The following is a 15,117-nucleotide window of genomic DNA, read 5'->3' on the forward strand; positions in this document are numbered from 1 at the left end:
ACGGGACTTCAATGAAGACGCAGGTCGCGATCGTCGGCGGTGGGCTGGCAGGTTTGGCGCTTGCGCGGCATCTGCACGCACGCGGGATTTCTTTCGAGCTGTTCGAGGCACGGCCCCGCTTCGGCGGGCGGATCAAGGCGCTTGAGATCGGCGCCGGGAGGGTCGATCTCGGCCCGTCGTGGTTCTGGCCCGGCCAGCCACGTATCGCTGCGCTCACCGAGGCGCTGAAGCTGCGAAAGTTCGAGCAGTACGCGCGCGGCGCGGTGTCGCTGGAAGATGCGAACGGCCATGTCCACCGCAACATGGGGTTTGCCAGCATGGCGGGGTCGTGGCGTCTCGAAGGCGGAATGGTCGCGCTGACGAACGCGTTGGCCGCTGAGCTTCCGGCCGCGCGGCTTCATCCCGGTGCGCGGGTCGTGGCGCTTGGGACTGGGCCCTCGGTCACGCTTGCGGATGGCCGCGTCTGCTGGGCCGAGCATGTCGTGCTTGCCGTGCCGCCGCGCGTCGCGGCGCAAATCTCTTTTGCGCCGCCGCTGAGCGACGTGCAGATGCAGGCGCTCCGCGCGACCCCGACGTGGATGGCGGGACACGCAAAGTTCGTCGCGGTGTACGAGCGTCCGTTCTGGCGCGAAGCCGGGCTCTCAGGCGATGCGATGAGCCAGCGCGGGCCGCTGGCGGAAATCCACGATGCCTCCGGGGCGGAAGGATGTCCGGCTGCGCTCTTCGGATTTCTGGGCGTCCCCGCGCGGGCGCGGATCGGGCAGGGAGAGACGATCGAAGCGATGGCGCTTGCGCAATTGGCGCGTATCTTCGGTCCCGAAGCCGCCAACCCGCTGACCTATGCGCTGGAGGACTGGGCCATGGCCCCCGAAACCGCGACGGAAGCCGATTTCGAGCCGCTCCGGTTTCACCCCGATTACGGCCTGCCGCGGGTTCTTCGGGGCCTCCACGACGGACATGTGCATCTCTCCTCATCCGAGACCGCGCCCGAGATGGGCGGCTACATGGAAGGCGCATTGGCTGCGGCCGAACGCGTGGCGCGCGAACTGGGTATTTGAGCCGAACCCGCTGTCGGAAAAGCCGATCCTAGACGACATTGCCGGTCGGGATACGCACCCCGACCGGCAAGCCACTTTCAGTCCTTCCGCAAGCGGTCTCAGGTCTGGTCGATGGTCACCACGATCTTGCCTACGGCGTGCCCGTCCTTGAGCTGCTCATAAGCCTCACGCGTCTCGCTCATCGGGTAGACGCGGTCGATCACGGGACGAACGGCCCCGTCTTCCAGCAGCTTGGCCAGATCGGACAGCATCGCGCCATCGGGCTCCATCAGGAACCATTCGAACTCGACGCCGTGTTTGGAGGCCAGATCGTCCGTGTCCTGCCCCTTGATCGAGACGAGCTTGCCGCCCTTCTTGAGAACCTTGAACGAGCGGTTCAGCGTCTCGCCGCCCAGCAGGTCAAAGACGATGTCGTAATCCGAAAGCTCTTCGTCGAAGGCCTGACTGTGATAGTCGATCACGATATCCGCCCCGAGCTCGCGGACCAGATCAGCGTTGCGCGGGCTACAGGTGGTGGCGACATGGGCCCCGAAATGCTTCGCGATCTGGATCGCCAAGGTGCCGACCCCGCCCGATCCGGCATGGATCAGAACCTTGTCGCCCGACTTCAGCTTGGCTTTCGACATCAGCGCCTGCCACGCGGTCAGTCCGGCGAGCGGAATGGAAGCCGCTTCCTCGTGGCTCAGCTTCGCGGGCTTGAGCGCGATCTCATCGGTCTTGAGGCGAGCGACCTGCGCGATCGCGCCGGCGTCCTCCTGGTTGGGGCGCGCGAACACCGCGTCTCCCACTTTGAAATCCGTAACACCCGGGCCGACCTCGATGATCTCACCCGAAACGTCGTATCCCATGACATGCGGGAACTCGAGCGGGACGTTTTCCTTCATCGCGCCCGATTGCAGAATGTAGTCGATGGGGTTCACGCTGGCCGCGTGGACGGCGATCAGGACGGAGCCTTCCTTCAGCTGGGGCGGGGCGATGTCGTCGATTTCGATCGCCGTGTCGTAGTCCCGGATGATGGCGGCTTTCATGGGCGTATCTCCTGTTTGAATGGGATGGGAAACCGGCTTGCGCGTGGGTCGCGGTTCAAGAGGCCTTTAGGTCAATCTGACGGTAGAACTCGAACGCGGCGCTGAAGGTCCATGGACACCGAAGATGTGAAGCGCCGACGGTTGGCGGCGCGCCGATGCGCCATCCACAGCTCCGGACTTGCAGCCGTTTTCCGGAGCGGTGAAACTGGCGCAGAAAAATTTCGTAGAGCGAGAGCAGGGCAGCGATGAGTGACAAGGCGCAAGACGGGCTGGGCGTGGCGCTCTGGCAGGGACAGACGGTCGCGGGGGATCGCGACGCCGCGCTCGGTCAGATCGCTCGCGCCTCGCGCGCGGCGGGGCAGGCGGGGGCGGCGGTGATCGTCTTTCCCGAACTGTTCCTGACCGGGTATGAGCGCGACGACCTCAACGAGCTTGCGCTGAGCGTCGAGGATATGGCGGACCGGCTCGCGCCGCTTGCACGCGAGGCTGGCTGCGCGATCTGCGTCGGATACCCCGAGCGCGCCGCGGACGGGCTTCGCAATTCGGCGATCTGCGTCTCGTCGACGGGCGAGGTGCTGGGCAATCATCGCAAGATCCAGCTTTACGGCCCCGCAGAGGCCGAGCGCTTCGTGCCGGGATCGCGCTACACGCTGTTCGACCTGGCGGGCAAGCGCACGGCGATCCTGATCTGCTACGATGTCGAATTCGCCCCGCATGTCGCGGCGCTGCGTGACAAAGGGGTCGAATTGATCCTCGCGCCGACCGCCGCGATGCGCCCGTTCGAGCATGTGGGTGATCATGTCGTGCCCGCGATGGCGGCCAATCACGGGCTGGCCATCGCCTATGCCAATCTCTGCGGTAGCGAGGCCGATCTGGAGTATTTCGGCCTTTCGGTCATCATGGGCCCCGACGGCAAGACACTCGCCCGCGCCGGGAGCGATCCTGCGATGCTCCTTGCCACCCTGAAGCGGCAGTACGATCCCGCGCTCGTCTCGACGCAGGCGCAGGACTTCCGCCACGTCGACGAGACGGCCTGATGCAGCTTGCGGGAACAGACCTGCGTCTTCTGCGCGTCTTCGACGCGGTCGTCCGCCATCGCGGTTTCGCCGCCGCCCAGGCCGAGCTCAATGTCAGCCAGTCGACGATCTCGACGCAGATCACGGCGCTGGAAGAACGGCTTGGCGTGACGCTTTGCCGGCGGGGACGAGCGGGGTTCCGGCTTACCCAGAAGGGCGAGATCGTGCATGCGGCGGTGGTCAAGCTGATCGCCGCGACGGAAGAGTTCGTCACCGAAACCGCCGCCCTGCGTGGCACGCTCTCGGGCACGCTACGGATCGGGCTCGTGGACCATGTCGTGACCGATCCGAACTTCCGGCTGCCCGAAGCGATCGCTGCGTTGGAGCGTCGCGCGCGTTCGGTCCGGTTCGAGCTTGCGCAAGGCTCGCCACAGGAGTTTCAGACCCGGGTGCTCGACGGATCGCTGCATCTCGCGATCGGGTCCTTCCCGCACAAGGTGGCCGGGCTCAATTACCGAAAGCTCTATGACGAGGAGAACTTCCTCTATTGTGCGCCGGGTCACCCGCTCTGGTCAGTGCCCGATACGGCGCTGACCCCTGAATTTGTCAGTTCGATGCGCGCGGTCGGGCGCAGCTACTGGCGGGATGATCACTGGAACAATCGCGATTTTCCGCAGACGACCGCGATGGCGCAGGGGCTCGAGCAGCAACTGGTGATGATCCTCTCGGGCGCCTTCATCGGCTACATGCCGGACCACTCCGCGCGGCGCTGGGTCGAGGCGGGCCGCCTGCGGGCCATCCTGCCGCAGCGTTTCCTTTACCGCTGTCCCTTCGAGGCGATCACGCGCCCCGATGCGGAGGCCTCGCCGCTTGCTCAGGCCATGCGCTCGGAGCTTGAAGCGGTCTACGCAGGAGATGCTGAAAAAAGCGTCACCGTCTGATCTATGCTTCGAATTTCGTCGAAGTGAATTTCGACACAACTATATTTTTCAGTCCATCGTCGCGACGCATGCTTCCGCGAATTACGGAGATTGCGATGACCGAACACCGATACAATCAGCCTCTGAGCGGAAACGCGATGCCGCGCACCGGCGGGCCCGCGACGATGATGCGACTGCCCTCCGCACCGACGGCGGAAGGGCTCGACGCGTGTTTCATTGGCATTCCGATGGATATCGGTACGTCGAACCGCCCGGGCACACGTCTCGGCCCGCGCCAGATCCGCGACGAAAGCCGGATGATCCGGCCTTACAACATGGCCACGGGCGCGGCCCCGTTCGAGCATCTGCAGGTGGCCGATATCGGCGACGTGCCGATCAACCTGTATGACCTGAAGAAGTCGGTGGAGATCATCGCGGAGCATTACCGCGGCATCCTCGCGCAGGATGCGATCCCGCTCACGCTGGGCGGCGACCACACGCTCACCTGGCCGATCCTGCGTGCGATCAAGGAGAAACACGGGCCGGTCGCGCTGATCCATGTCGATGCGCATTCCGACACCAACGCGGATATGTTCGGAGAGACAGCCGCCCATGGCTGCCCGTTCCGCCGCGCCTGGGAAGAGGACTGCCTGATCAACGACAAGGTCTTCCAGATCGGTCTGCGCGGTACCGGTTACGGCGCCGACGATTTCGACTGGGGCCGCGAGCGCGGCTGGACCTGCATCCAGGCCGAAGAGTGCTGGCACAAATCGCTCGCGCCGCTGATGGCGGATATCTGTGCGCAAATCGGTGACGCGCCGGTCTATCTGTCCTACGATATCGACAGCCTCGATCCGGCCTTCGCGCCCGGCACGGGCACGGTCGAGGTTGGCGGGCTGACGACGATGCAGGGACTCGAGATCATTCGCGGGACGGCGGGGCTCAACCTCGTGGGCTGCGATCTGGTCGAGGTCTCGCCGCCTTACGACATGGCAGGCAACACGGCGGTGATCGCCGCGAACTTCCTCTACGAAATGCTCTGCGCGCTGCCCGGCGTGCCGCAAGGGCGTTAAGACAAGCCGGACAACAGGGAGAATATCCAATGAAAAGACGTGAGTTTCTGGTAAGTGCCGCGCTTGGAACGGCCGCGCTTGCGGCTCCGACCGTGCTGCGCGCGGCCTCTTCGACGCTGAAGGTCGGCACCTATGGCGGCTACTTCAAGGACAGCTTCGACAAGTTCATCTACCCCGATTTCACGGCCGCCACGGGTATCGAGGTCGAAAGCATCGCGGAGCCCACGGGCGAGGCGTGGCTGGTGCAGCTGTCGCAGGCGGCGCGCGCAAATCAGGCCCCGGCGGACGTGTCGATGATCGCGCAGCTGCCGCGTATCAAAGGCGAGCGCTCGGGCCTCTGGGCCAAGCTCGACGCGGACAAGATGAGCAACATCTCCGCGCTCCCCGATCACTTCGTGCATCGCTATGAGGATGGCAGCGTCTACGGAACCGGCGCAGTCAGCTGGTATATCACGCTGGTGACCAATACCGACGCCTATGCCGATGCGCCCGCCTCGTGGAAGGCGCTGTGGGATCCGGCGAACAAGGACAAGCTCGGTCTGATGTCGCTTGCGACGAACTCGTTCCTGCTCGAGATTACCGCGACCACCTATTTCGGCGGCACCGACATCCTCAAGACCGAGGAAGGCATCCTCAAGGTCATGGACAAGCTCGCCGAGGTGAAGCCGAATGTGCGCCTGTGGTATCGCGACGAGGGCCAATTCCAGCAGGCGCTGGAGACCGGCGAAATCCCGATGGGCGAGTATTACCACGACGTTACCTCGCTGGCCGCGTCGCAGGGCAAGCCCGTGCGTTCGACCTTCCCGGATGAGGGCGCGGTGCTCGATTCCGGCTCGTGGGTGGTGTCGAAGGCGTCGAGCGCGCTCGATCAGTCGCAGATCTTCATCGACTACATGGCCCAGCCGGAAATTCAGGCGAAGCTGTCGCGCAATGTCGGCACCGCGCCGACCGTGCCGCGCGAGAAGACCGACCTGACCGACGAGGAATTCGCGGCCGTGTCCTCGGACAAGCAGCCGATCCTGCCGCTCTACGATATCTATGTGGACCGCGGTGACTGGATCAATCAGAAGTGGTCGGAAATGATCACCGGCTGATTTGGCTACCAACTTGCGCCGTGGCGTCTGCATGTCGCCACGGCGTCTATTTGCTTTGAGGAAACAGGACAGCGATGACCAATCTGCGCATCGAGCGGCTAAGCAAGAAATTCGGGTCGTTCACCGCCCTCGATGATGTTTCGCTCGAGATACCGACGGGTAAATTCGTCTGCCTTCTGGGGCCCTCGGGCTGCGGCAAGACCACGCTTCTGCGGGTGGTCGCCGGGCTCGAGACGCCGACCAAGGGCCGAGTGGTCGTCGATGGCGATGACCAGACGAAGGTCCCCACCCACCGCCGCGACATGGGCATGGTGTTCCAGTCGCTGGCGCTTTTCCCGCATCTCGACGTGGCGGGAAACATCACCTATCCGCTCGCGATCCGCGGCGCAGACCGCGCCAAGCGAGACGCGAAGGCCGATGAACTGCTGAAACTGGTGCGCCTGCCCGGCATGGGCGCGCGGCGGATCGACCAGCTCTCGGGCGGCCAGCGTCAGCGTGTCGCGATTGCGCGTGGTCTCGCCATCGACCCGAAGGTCTTCCTGCTCGACGAGCCGCTCTCGGCGCTCGACGCGGGCCTGCGCGAGCATATGCAGATCGAGCTGCGCCAGATCCAGCAAAGCCTGGGCGTGACTACGATCGTCGTCACCCACGACCAGAAAGAGGCGCTCACCATGGCCGATCTGGTCATCGTGATGAAGGACGGCGTGATCCAGCAGGCGGGCGCGCCGATGGAGATCTACCGCAACCCGGCGAATGCTTTCGTGGCGGGCTTCATCGGCACGACGAACCTGCTGCCCTGCACCGTCCGCGACGGCGCGATCGAGGTGCTGGGCGCGCGGTTGCCGATTGCCGAGGGCGACAGGATCGCTCTCGAGCAAGGCGAGGCGCAGCTTTCGATCCGGCCCGAGCATGTCGCCATCGAGCCCGCGGGCGCTGGCGGCATCGAGGCGGAAGTGACCTTCCTGCGCGATCTCGGCGAAAGCCGCCATGTGCTGCTGGATGCGCAAGGCCAAGAGATCACTGCACAGCTCTCCCCCGAGACGCAGGCGAGCTATCGCCCCGGCGACCGGGTCAGCCTCAGCTTCCGCCCGGGCGAGCGTGTGGTGGTGACATGAGCCAGAATACCGAGATGCGTGCGACACCGGGTTGGGTCGGTCTTTGGCCGGCGCTGATGCTGGCGGTCTTCTTCCTTGTGCCTTTCGGGATCATGGTCGCCGTGTCGGTCTCGCAACGCGATCCGGCCGGCGCCTTCATCCCGGGCTTCGAGCTTACCCATTACGCGCGGTTCATGACCGCCTTCTTCGCCAAGGTGATGGGCGTCTCGGTTGGCGTGTCGCTGGCGGCGGCCGCGATATGCGTCGTGCTGGCCTTTCCGTTCACCGTGTTCCTCGCCTCAATGAGCCATCGAGCGCAGACCGTCGCGCTCGTGGTGCTGCTCTCGGTGCTGTCGCTCTCGGAGGTCATCATCGGCTTCTCGCTCTCGACACTGCTGTCGAAGACGGCGGGGATTTCGAACCTGTTCTACTGGCTCGGGATGATCGATGCGCCGCGCGCCTATACGCCGTCGCTCTTCGCGCTGATCACCGGGCTTTGCTATATCGGCTTTCCCTTCGCGGTGCTGGTGCTCTACCCGCCGGTCTCCCGGCTCGATCCCGAGATCGTCGAGGCCGCCCGCGTCATGGGGGCCTCCGCCTCGCGCGCCTTCTTCGGGGTGATCGTGCCCAACCTGCGCGGAGCGATCGTGGGCGCCTTCATCCTCGTCTTCGTCTTCACGCTGGGCTCCTATCTTCTGCCGCAGCTCTTGGGTCGCTCCGAGGACTGGACGCTCTCGGTCCACATCACCGATCAGGCGATCTACCAGACGAACCTGCCGTTCGCCGCGGCGATGTCGATCTTCCTGATGCTGGTGGCGCTGGCCCTCGTGGGCCTCGCCTCGCTCGCGGGACGGCAAAGGAGCGCATCATGACAAGCTGGTTGAAACGCGCCTATGTGATCGTGATCCTGCTCTTGCTGCTTGCGCCGCTGGTCGTCGTGACCGGCGTGTCGCTGAACGGGCCGCAGACCCTGCGCTTCCCCCCGGTGGAGCCGTCGCTGCGCTGGTATGGCACGCTGTTTCAGGACAGCGCGTGGCTGGTGCCGCTGGGCCATTCGCTGCTGATCGCGGCTTGCGCCTCTGCGCTCTCGGTCTCGGTCGCGCTGCCGCTCGCGCTGTTCGCGTGGGAGCGCAACGGCATCGCGGCGCGGCTGCTGACCGGGCTGGGGCTCGCGCCCTTCACGCTGCCGCCGGTGATCTCCGCTCTGGGCTTCATGGTGTTCTGGATGACGGTCGGCGGGTACGGGCAGATCTGGGCCACGATCGTCTCGCATGCCGTTTTCCTCGTGACGCTGCCGCTGGTGACGATCTCGCTCGGGTTGAAGGGCATCGACCGCGCGCTGCTGGAGGCCGCCCGCGTGATGGGGGCAGGGCGCTGGACAGTGCTGCGCACGGTGATCGGTCCGCTGGTGCTGCCCTTCATCGTGTCGGGCTATGCCTTCGCCTTCGTGCTCAGCCTCAACGAATACATCATTGCCTACATGGTCGCAGGCTTCACCGTCGAGACGATCCCGATCAAGATCTTCAACGCCCTGCGCTACGGCTACACGCCGATCCTCGGGGTGGTGTCGGTGCTTTTCGTTCTGCTTGCAGCGGTCGTCTTCGGGCTGATCGGCAAGTTCGGCGATCTGCCGCGTTTGATGGGGTCTGAGCGGGGATCGAGCGAATAGGCGGACCTCTCCGTCCGCTCTCACAACACGATTGACCCGCTCCGGATTGCCCATATTCTTGAGTCTCGGGTGAATCTTGGTTCGCCCCGGCAATCGGATCCGAGGGAGGAGAGACGATATGTGCCATGTATTCGCCGGTCAGGATCCGGAGCGTTATTCCAGCGAGACTCGCAGGCTTCGGCTCAACGGGCAAAGCACGAGCATCCGGCTCGAGAACGCCTTCTGGGATATTCTCGACGAGATCGCGGCGCGGGACGGGGTATCCACGCCGACCTTCATCTCGACGCTGCATGCCGAAGTGCTCGAACTGCGCGGGGAGCCGTCGAACTTCACGTCGCTCCTGCGCTGTGCCTGCCTGAAATTTATGGAGATCTCGGCCGATCGCGCACCGCTCGCCGTCGCTGCAGAGTAGCGCAAGCCTGACGTCAAACATTCTTGAGGGGTAGTATAGACCTACTACCCGCCCCACCTTCGCCCGCTGCTACGCTCTCAGGACAACTGACAGCACTACAGCGGGAGCAACCGGTGGCAAAATCCATTCATTCCATGATCCGTGTCCTCGACGAGGACCGCTCGGTCGCGTTTTACGACAAGGCTTTCGGCCTCAAGGTCGCCGACCGTCTCGACTTTCCGGAATTCACGCTCGTCTATCTGAGCAATCCCGAAAGCGATTTCGAATTGGAACTCACCGTCAACAAGGGCCGGACCGAGCCCTATGACCTCGGCGATGGCTACGGCCATTTCGCGGTCGCGGTCGATGATCTCGAAGCCGAACACAAGCGCTTCGAGGCGGAGGGCCTCGCTCCCCGCAAACTCGTGGAATTCGCGCCGGCAGGGGAGGTCGTCGCGAAGTTCTTTTTCGTGGCCGATCCGGACGGATACCAGATCGAGGTGCTCGCGCGCGAAGGCCGCTTCAAGTGAGATTTTCCTAAGGGAGACATCAGGGAGGAGACGACAATGACGACCAAGGCAAGCTCGAAAGGGCTGACCAGACGGCAGCTGCTGGCGCGGGCGACCGCGGCAGGGGCGAGCTTCGTCGTGGGGTCGGGGTTCATGGCGGCGCGCAATGCTGCCTGGGCCACCGAGCTCTCGGCGCTCAAGCCCACGACCTTCGCGACGCTGGTGCAGATGGCGCGCGATATCTATCCGCACGACAGGGTCGACGACCAGTATTATGTCATCGCGGTGAAAGGCTATGACAGCCCAGATGCGGCCGACGAGATCGAAGCCGGCATCGCCGCGCTCGATGCGGCGGCGCGCGGCAAAGGCTTCGCGAATTACCTTGAAACCGGCTGGGAGAAGGATCGCGTCATGATCCTGCGGGGCATGGAGGAGAGCCCCTTCTTCCAGAAGATTCGGGGTGGTCTGGTGACCGGCCTCTACAACCAGAAAGCGGTCTGGCCGATCTTCGGCTACGAGGGCGAGTCCTATTCCAAGGGCGGCTACATCAACCGCGGTTTTGACGACATCGACTGGCTGTAAGGGAGGCAGACATGGTTGCGAAATTTGATCTGAGCGACGACAGCGTCGTTGTCATCATCGGCACTGGCGCTGGCGGCGGTGTGCTGGCCAACGAGTTGGCGCAGAAGGGCGTCAAGGTCGTGGCGCTCGAGGCGGGCGGTCGCTATCTGCCCGAAGATTACATCAATGACGAATGGGAAAGCTTCGGCCAGCTCGCCTGGACCGAGCCGCGCACCACGAGCGGCGACTGGCGCGTGGCCAAGGATTTCTCGGGTCTGCCCGCATGGATCGTGAAAGCGGTCGGCGGCACCTCGATCCACTGGGCCGGGGCGAGCCTTCGCTTTCAGGACCATGAGTTCAAGACGAAGACCCATTACGGCAATGTCGACGGGGCAAACCTGCTCGACTGGCCGATCGATCCGGCGGAGCTTGCGCCCTATTACGACAAGGCCGAGGCGAAGCTGGGTGTGACCCGCACCGGCGATCGTCCGGGCTTGCCGGGCAACAACAACTTCAAGGTGCTGGAGAAAGGCGCGAAGTCGCTTGGCTACCAAGAGGTCAATACAGGCCATATGGCGATCAACTCGATCGACTACGACGACCGGATGTCGTGCCAGCAGACGGGCTTCTGTTTCCAGGGCTGCAAATGGGGCGCCAAGTGGTCCTCTGCCTATACCGACATCCCGCGCGGCGAGGCGACCGGCAATCTGGAGGTCCGCGATCACTGTCATGTCGCGCGTATCCTGCATGACGACAAGGGCCGCGCGTCGGGCGTCGAGTATTTCGACAAGGACGGCAACCTGCAGATGCAGAAGGCCAAGATCGTCTGCGTCGCGGGCAACTCGATCGAGAGCCCGCGCGTGCTGCTGAACTCGCATTCGACGATGTTCCCCGACGGGCTTGCGAACTCCTCGGGGCAGGTGGGGCGCAACTACATGCGGCACACCACGGGCTCGGTCTACGGCATCTTCGACAAGCCGGTGAAGATGTGGCGCGGCACGACGATGGCGGGCATCGTCCGCGACGAGGCGCGTCACGATCCCTCGCGCGGTTTCGTCGGCGGGTACGAGCTGGAGACGCTCAGCCTCGGTCTGCCCTTCATGGCGGCCTTCCTCGATCCGGGCGGCTGGGGGCGCGAGTTCACGACTGCGCTCGACAGCTACGAGAACATGGCGGGGATGTGGATCGTGGGCGAAGACATGCCGCAGGAGACCAACCGCATCACGCTCAACCACTCGGTCGAGGACGCCTACGGGCTGCCGGTCGCGAATGTGAATTACACCGATCACCCGAACGATCGGGCGATGCGCGATCACGCCTATGCCCGTGGCAAGGCGATCTACGAAGCGGTTGGGGCGACCCGGACGCTGCCGACGCCGCCCTATCCCTCGACACATAACCTCGGCACCAACCGGATGTCCGAGAACCCGCGCGACGGTGTGGTGAACAAACACGGCCAGACCCATGACGTGCCCAACCTGTTCATCTCGGACGGCTCCCAATTCACGACCGGCGCCGCCGAAAACCCCACGCTGACCATCGTGGCGCTCGCGATCCGGCAGGCTGACTTCATCGCCGGGGAGATGTCGAAGGGAAACATCTGATCCCGAGCGGATCAGCTAAGGCAAAAGACGACCGGGCTGCTCAAGGGTGGCCCGGTTCTCTTTGCGGAACCTTTGCAGGTCTGCGCGCTTGCGCACAGGACATGCGGGACCTTCGCTAATTTCATTTTCCTGGAGAAGCCCCAAACTCTGATCAACGACATTTGGAGGCTTCCATGACCTTTCGACCCGTCTCGGCCACCAGTCAGGCGCAACCCGCGCTCGAAGGCGCCGGTGTTCATCTGCACCGCGTATTCGGCTTCGGGGATCCGTCGCTGACCGACCCGTTCCTGATGATGGACGATTTCCGCAACGACGATCCGCGGCTCTATTCCAAGGGCTTCCCGTGGCACCCGCATCGCGGCATCGAAACCATCACCTATGTGCTCGACGGCCAGGTGGAGCATGCGGATTCGCTCGGCAATCGCGGGCTTCTCGGCGCAGGCAGCGTGCAGTGGATGACCGCAGGCTCCGGTATCGTCCATCAGGAAATGCCTTCGGGCAATGCCAAGGGGCAGATGCACGGCTTCCAGCTTTGGGCCAACCTTCCCTCGGCGCTCAAGATGACGGCGCCGCGCTATCAGGATATCACGTCCAGCGATATCCCGATCGAAGGCGATGACGACGGCACGACTGTGAAGGTCATCATCGGTTCGTTCTGGGGCAAGACCGGTCCCGTCGACGGGATCGCCGCAAATCCGATGCTGCTTGACGTGTCGATTCCCGCGGGACGCCGCAAGGTACTGCCGGTCGATACGCGCTCCAATGCGCTCGCCTATGTCTTCGCGGGCTCCGGAACCTTCCGTGATGCCAGCGATCCGGTCGGCATCAAGGTCGAGAAGGAATATCGCGGGCAGGAGCTGAATATCCGCGACATGACCGGCAACCGCACGCTTGTCCGTTTCGGAGCAGGCGACGAAATCACGGTGCAGGCCGGGAACGAAGGCCTCCGTTTCCTGTTGATGACGGGGCGTCCGATTCAGGAGCCCGTCGCATGGCACGGCCCGATCGTCATGAACACGCAGGATGAACTGCGCCAGGCGCTCACCGAACTCAACAACGGCACCTTCATAAAACACGGCTGAGGGCGCCGTTGCCCCTCAGACCCTTCCCAACACAGGAGATAGAAATGGCACAACCGAAGATCGCAATCGTCTTTTATTCCACCTATGGCACCAACCACGCCGTCGCGCTGGCCGCAGCAGAAGCCGCCGAGGCCGCCGGGGCCGAGGTGCGCCTGCGCCGCATTCCCGAAACGGCCCCGAAAGCCGTCGTCGAAGGTCAGGACGCCTGGAAAAACCAGCTGGAGAAGATGAGCGACATTCCGGAAGTGACCCCTGACGATATGGAATGGGCCGATGGCTATTTCTTCTCCGGGCCGACCCGCTACGGCGTCTCCGCAAGCCAGATGCGCGCCTTCATCGACACGCTGGGCGGCCTCTGGGGCGCGGGCAAGCTCGCCAACAAGACCTTCACCGCGACCACCAGCGCGCAGAACGCCCATGGCGGGCAAGAGGCGACGATCCTTGGTCTCTACACCACGGCCATGCACTGGGGCTGCATCATCGTCGCGCCCGGCTATACCGACGAAGCGATCTTCAACGCGGGCGGCAACCCCTACGGCTTCTCGACTAACGCCGGCGGTGTCGACGAGGCCGGTAAGGCCGCGATTGCCCATCAGGCCAAGCGCCTGGTCGAGATGACGGCGAAGCTCGTCGGCTGATCTTTCCCGAGATTGAGAAAGCGCCTCCGCCCTTTCTGGGCGGGGGCGCACCTGTTTTTACATCGGTCCGGTGCCGGTTCCTTCCTCGAGGCGGACGAAGCCCCTTTCGGTCGTCTGCTGAGCGGCAGCAAGTCGCTACAGGCCCATATGAGCGAACGCGCGAGCGGCGCGGGAGCGCGCCCGATGTTCTCTTTGCCGGCAATGATGCGCCGCGTCAGTGGCGGGCCGGCTCCCGCCTCGCTCTCGGCTCTTATTCAAGCTTGTTCAAGAGAGGGAGCGAGGCATGGGCGCGGCGAAAAAGCCGCCGCGAGCTCACATCGGGTTTTCGATATTCGCCTTCATGTTCGGAACGTCGGGATAGGTCGCCGTGCCCTGAGTCTGGTTGCAGGCAGCCAGGATTCCCAGGGCGCAGCTTGCGACCAGAGCGAGCACGGCTTTTTTCTTCATCGGGCTTTGCATGTCGGGTTCCTCTCGAAAATTTCAAATGAACTAGGTCGCTCGGGTGAACGACCCGGTTCAACTATTTGGGGCGCACCGTGGGGCGCGGCAATGTTTTTGTTGTGGCCGATGTGCTTAGCGGCACTGGCGAGACGACCCGCAAGGCAGCTCTGCCGCTCCGTATGCGCGGGCGATGGCCGCAGCGATATTTCGCAAGCGGCCGATCCCGCCGATGGACTCGCCGCCGCTGTCCCGATAGGTGACGTAACGTGAAAACTAACTTTGACATAGTTGCCCAAATCAAGTCACAACATCGCCGCGCTTGCATGTGATCCAGCCCCCGTCGGCGAGCCGCAACGGCCCATTCGGGGCTACTCGCGACCAACGGAGGTAATGATTATGAATGTTGAACACGTGTCGCTCGAATTGCTTGTTAAGGTTGGCGAGCGCGGTGTTGCGGAAATCGGAAAATTCTCTCTTCGGTTCCTCGGCGGTGCTCCCGATTATGCGTCGACCGACTCGATCGACCTGACAGGGCTGGCGACACTGGCGCAGCCGGAAAAAGTATTCACCTCGACCCTGCGCGCCGAGTTGCTCGATCAGCGCGCGACCTTCGACCCCCAGAAATTCTCGGTGTCAGTCAACGTGAGCTCGCTCGCCACTTCCGATCCCTATATCGAGATCGAACGTCGCTGGCGCATCGCCCTCGTCACCTTCCTCGAGGGCTACATCATGCAATCCCAGCCGATGCTGTCGTCGCTCAAGGTCCGCGGCGGCTATGCAGAGCAGCTCGCTCTGTCCGACGCGCGGCTGCACTGACCGGCCAGCTCTTCAAATTGCTTGCCCCCGCGCCGATGTCCCGAGACCACTCGGGCGCGCGGGCGATCGCGAAATCTAAGACCTTTTCCTGCAACCCGCGGTCTCGGCCGAAGCCGTTTTCCG

General features: G+C 63.8%; 17 protein-coding genes. 15 read left to right on the forward strand and 2 right to left on the reverse strand.

Features of this window, described 5'->3' with window-relative positions; all coding sequences use genetic code 11:
- The first annotated feature begins 11 nt into the window (after positions 1 to 11).
- On the forward strand, positions 12 to 1,058 hold the full coding sequence (locus tag B6V73_RS03990; RefSeq protein WP_088724599.1) for an FAD-dependent oxidoreductase: 1,047 nt from the start codon (positions 12 to 14) through the stop codon (positions 1,056 to 1,058).
- A gap of 98 nt (positions 1,059 to 1,156) precedes the next feature.
- Here the strand turns inward: B6V73_RS03990 and B6V73_RS03995 are convergent, their stop codons facing one another.
- Positions 1,157 to 2,086, reverse strand: a complete 930-nt coding sequence (locus B6V73_RS03995) for an NADP-dependent oxidoreductase (protein WP_088724600.1) — start codon at positions 2,084 to 2,086, stop codon at positions 1,157 to 1,159.
- Positions 2,087 to 2,331: 245 nt separating this feature from the next.
- Here B6V73_RS03995 and B6V73_RS04000 point away from each other — a divergent pair, with 245 nt between their 5' ends.
- The 13 genes from B6V73_RS04000 to wrbA all read left to right on the forward strand — a co-directional run bounded on the left by B6V73_RS04000 (position 2,332) and on the right by wrbA (position 13,737).
- The gene (locus tag B6V73_RS04000; protein WP_077701132.1) at positions 2,332 to 3,123 is read left to right on the forward strand and encodes a nitrilase-related carbon-nitrogen hydrolase; all 792 of its coding nucleotides are present in this window, start codon (positions 2,332 to 2,334) and stop codon (positions 3,121 to 3,123) included.
- A complete protein-coding gene (locus tag B6V73_RS04005) occupies positions 3,123 to 4,043 on the forward strand; it encodes a LysR family transcriptional regulator (protein ID WP_088719186.1) in 921 nt (306 codons plus the stop codon). The genes B6V73_RS04000 and B6V73_RS04005 overlap by 1 nt, the downstream gene beginning before the upstream one ends.
- A 95-nt stretch (positions 4,044 to 4,138) precedes the next feature.
- Entirely contained in the window at positions 4,139 to 5,095 is a 957-nt protein-coding gene (speB, locus tag B6V73_RS04010; RefSeq protein ID WP_088724601.1) for an agmatinase, read from the forward strand.
- A gap of 29 nt (positions 5,096 to 5,124) precedes the next feature.
- Positions 5,125 to 6,189, forward strand: coding sequence for an extracellular solute-binding protein (locus tag B6V73_RS04015; RefSeq protein ID WP_088719184.1), 1,065 nt, complete (start codon positions 5,125 to 5,127; stop codon positions 6,187 to 6,189).
- 74 nt (positions 6,190 to 6,263) lie between these two features.
- Positions 6,264 to 7,304, forward strand: a complete 1,041-nt coding sequence (locus tag B6V73_RS04020; protein ID WP_075776358.1) for an ABC transporter ATP-binding protein — start codon at positions 6,264 to 6,266, stop codon at positions 7,302 to 7,304.
- Positions 7,301 to 8,155, forward strand: coding sequence for an ABC transporter permease (locus B6V73_RS04025; RefSeq protein ID WP_088719183.1), 855 nt, complete (start codon positions 7,301 to 7,303; stop codon positions 8,153 to 8,155). The genes B6V73_RS04020 and B6V73_RS04025 overlap by 4 nt, the downstream gene beginning before the upstream one ends.
- Complete coding sequence (locus tag B6V73_RS04030; protein WP_075776356.1) at positions 8,152 to 8,952, forward strand: ABC transporter permease; 801 nt, start codon at positions 8,152 to 8,154, stop codon at positions 8,950 to 8,952. The genes B6V73_RS04025 and B6V73_RS04030 overlap by 4 nt, the downstream gene beginning before the upstream one ends.
- A 118-nt stretch (positions 8,953 to 9,070) precedes the next feature.
- Positions 9,071 to 9,364, forward strand: coding sequence for a ribbon-helix-helix domain-containing protein (locus B6V73_RS04035; RefSeq protein ID WP_075776355.1), 294 nt, complete (start codon positions 9,071 to 9,073; stop codon positions 9,362 to 9,364).
- A gap of 113 nt (positions 9,365 to 9,477) precedes the next feature.
- Complete coding sequence (locus B6V73_RS04040) at positions 9,478 to 9,873, forward strand: VOC family protein (RefSeq protein ID WP_075776354.1); 396 nt, start codon at positions 9,478 to 9,480, stop codon at positions 9,871 to 9,873.
- 36 nt (positions 9,874 to 9,909) lie between these two features.
- Positions 9,910 to 10,434, forward strand: coding sequence for a Twin-arginine translocation pathway signal (locus tag B6V73_RS04045; RefSeq protein WP_075776353.1), 525 nt, complete (start codon positions 9,910 to 9,912; stop codon positions 10,432 to 10,434).
- Positions 10,435 to 10,445: 11 nt separating this feature from the next.
- Positions 10,446 to 12,017 carry a GMC family oxidoreductase gene (locus B6V73_RS04050; RefSeq protein WP_088719180.1) on the forward strand — a complete coding sequence of 524 codons (1,572 nt, stop codon included), beginning with the start codon at positions 10,446 to 10,448 and terminating at the stop codon, positions 12,015 to 12,017.
- A 173-nt stretch (positions 12,018 to 12,190) separates the two neighbouring features.
- Positions 12,191 to 13,099: a pirin family protein gene (locus B6V73_RS04055; protein ID WP_088724602.1), complete on the forward strand. Its 909-nt coding sequence runs from the start codon at positions 12,191 to 12,193 to the stop codon at positions 13,097 to 13,099.
- A 44-nt stretch (positions 13,100 to 13,143) separates the two neighbouring features.
- Entirely contained in the window at positions 13,144 to 13,737 is a 594-nt protein-coding gene (wrbA, locus tag B6V73_RS04060) for an NAD(P)H:quinone oxidoreductase (RefSeq protein ID WP_075776350.1), read from the forward strand.
- Between the two features lie 312 nt (positions 13,738 to 14,049).
- On the opposite strand, the gene B6V73_RS20695 is transcribed toward wrbA, so the two are convergent.
- Complete coding sequence (locus tag B6V73_RS20695) at positions 14,050 to 14,196, reverse strand: hypothetical protein (protein WP_157771562.1); 147 nt, start codon at positions 14,194 to 14,196, stop codon at positions 14,050 to 14,052.
- Positions 14,197 to 14,574: 378 nt separating this feature from the next.
- Here B6V73_RS20695 and B6V73_RS04065 point away from each other — a divergent pair, with 378 nt between their 5' ends.
- Positions 14,575 to 14,994 carry a hypothetical protein gene (locus B6V73_RS04065; RefSeq protein ID WP_088719177.1) on the forward strand — a complete coding sequence of 140 codons (420 nt, stop codon included), beginning with the start codon at positions 14,575 to 14,577 and terminating at the stop codon, positions 14,992 to 14,994.
- The last annotated feature ends 123 nt before the right edge of the window (positions 14,995 to 15,117 follow it).

The organism is Thioclava sp. JM3 (assembly GCF_002213185.1).
In the GTDB taxonomy this organism is placed as follows: Bacteria; Pseudomonadota; Alphaproteobacteria; order Rhodobacterales; family Rhodobacteraceae; genus Thioclava; species Thioclava nitratireducens.

What these genes read in the sequence shown, in the direction of transcription:
- B6V73_RS04000 (WP_077701132.1), top strand. Translation starts at nt 2,332, where the DNA reads ATGAGTGACAAGGCGCAAGACGGGCTGGGCGTGGCGCTCTGGCAGGGA.
- B6V73_RS04005 (WP_088719186.1), top strand. Translation starts at nt 3,123, where the DNA reads ATGCAGCTTGCGGGAACAGACCTGCGTCTTCTGCGCGTCTTCGACGCG.
- B6V73_RS03990 (WP_088724599.1), top strand. Translation starts at nt 12, where the DNA reads ATGAAGACGCAGGTCGCGATCGTCGGCGGTGGGCTGGCAGGTTTGGCG.
- B6V73_RS04050 (WP_088719180.1), top strand. Translation starts at nt 10,446, where the DNA reads ATGGTTGCGAAATTTGATCTGAGCGACGACAGCGTCGTTGTCATCATC.
- B6V73_RS20695 (WP_157771562.1), bottom strand. Translation starts at nt 14,196, where the DNA reads ATGCAAAGCCCGATGAAGAAAAAAGCCGTGCTCGCTCTGGTCGCAAGC.
- B6V73_RS04055 (WP_088724602.1), top strand. Translation starts at nt 12,191, where the DNA reads ATGACCTTTCGACCCGTCTCGGCCACCAGTCAGGCGCAACCCGCGCTC.
- B6V73_RS03995 (WP_088724600.1), bottom strand. Translation starts at nt 2,086, where the DNA reads ATGAAAGCCGCCATCATCCGGGACTACGACACGGCGATCGAAATCGAC.
- B6V73_RS04025 (WP_088719183.1), top strand. Translation starts at nt 7,301, where the DNA reads ATGAGCCAGAATACCGAGATGCGTGCGACACCGGGTTGGGTCGGTCTT.
- B6V73_RS04045 (WP_075776353.1), top strand. Translation starts at nt 9,910, where the DNA reads ATGACGACCAAGGCAAGCTCGAAAGGGCTGACCAGACGGCAGCTGCTG.
- B6V73_RS04035 (WP_075776355.1), top strand. Translation starts at nt 9,071, where the DNA reads ATGTGCCATGTATTCGCCGGTCAGGATCCGGAGCGTTATTCCAGCGAG.
- speB (WP_088724601.1), top strand. Translation starts at nt 4,139, where the DNA reads ATGACCGAACACCGATACAATCAGCCTCTGAGCGGAAACGCGATGCCG.
- B6V73_RS04020 (WP_075776358.1), top strand. Translation starts at nt 6,264, where the DNA reads ATGACCAATCTGCGCATCGAGCGGCTAAGCAAGAAATTCGGGTCGTTC.
- wrbA (WP_075776350.1), top strand. Translation starts at nt 13,144, where the DNA reads ATGGCACAACCGAAGATCGCAATCGTCTTTTATTCCACCTATGGCACC.
- B6V73_RS04015 (WP_088719184.1), top strand. Translation starts at nt 5,125, where the DNA reads ATGAAAAGACGTGAGTTTCTGGTAAGTGCCGCGCTTGGAACGGCCGCG.
- B6V73_RS04030 (WP_075776356.1), top strand. Translation starts at nt 8,152, where the DNA reads ATGACAAGCTGGTTGAAACGCGCCTATGTGATCGTGATCCTGCTCTTG.
- B6V73_RS04065 (WP_088719177.1), top strand. Translation starts at nt 14,575, where the DNA reads ATGAATGTTGAACACGTGTCGCTCGAATTGCTTGTTAAGGTTGGCGAG.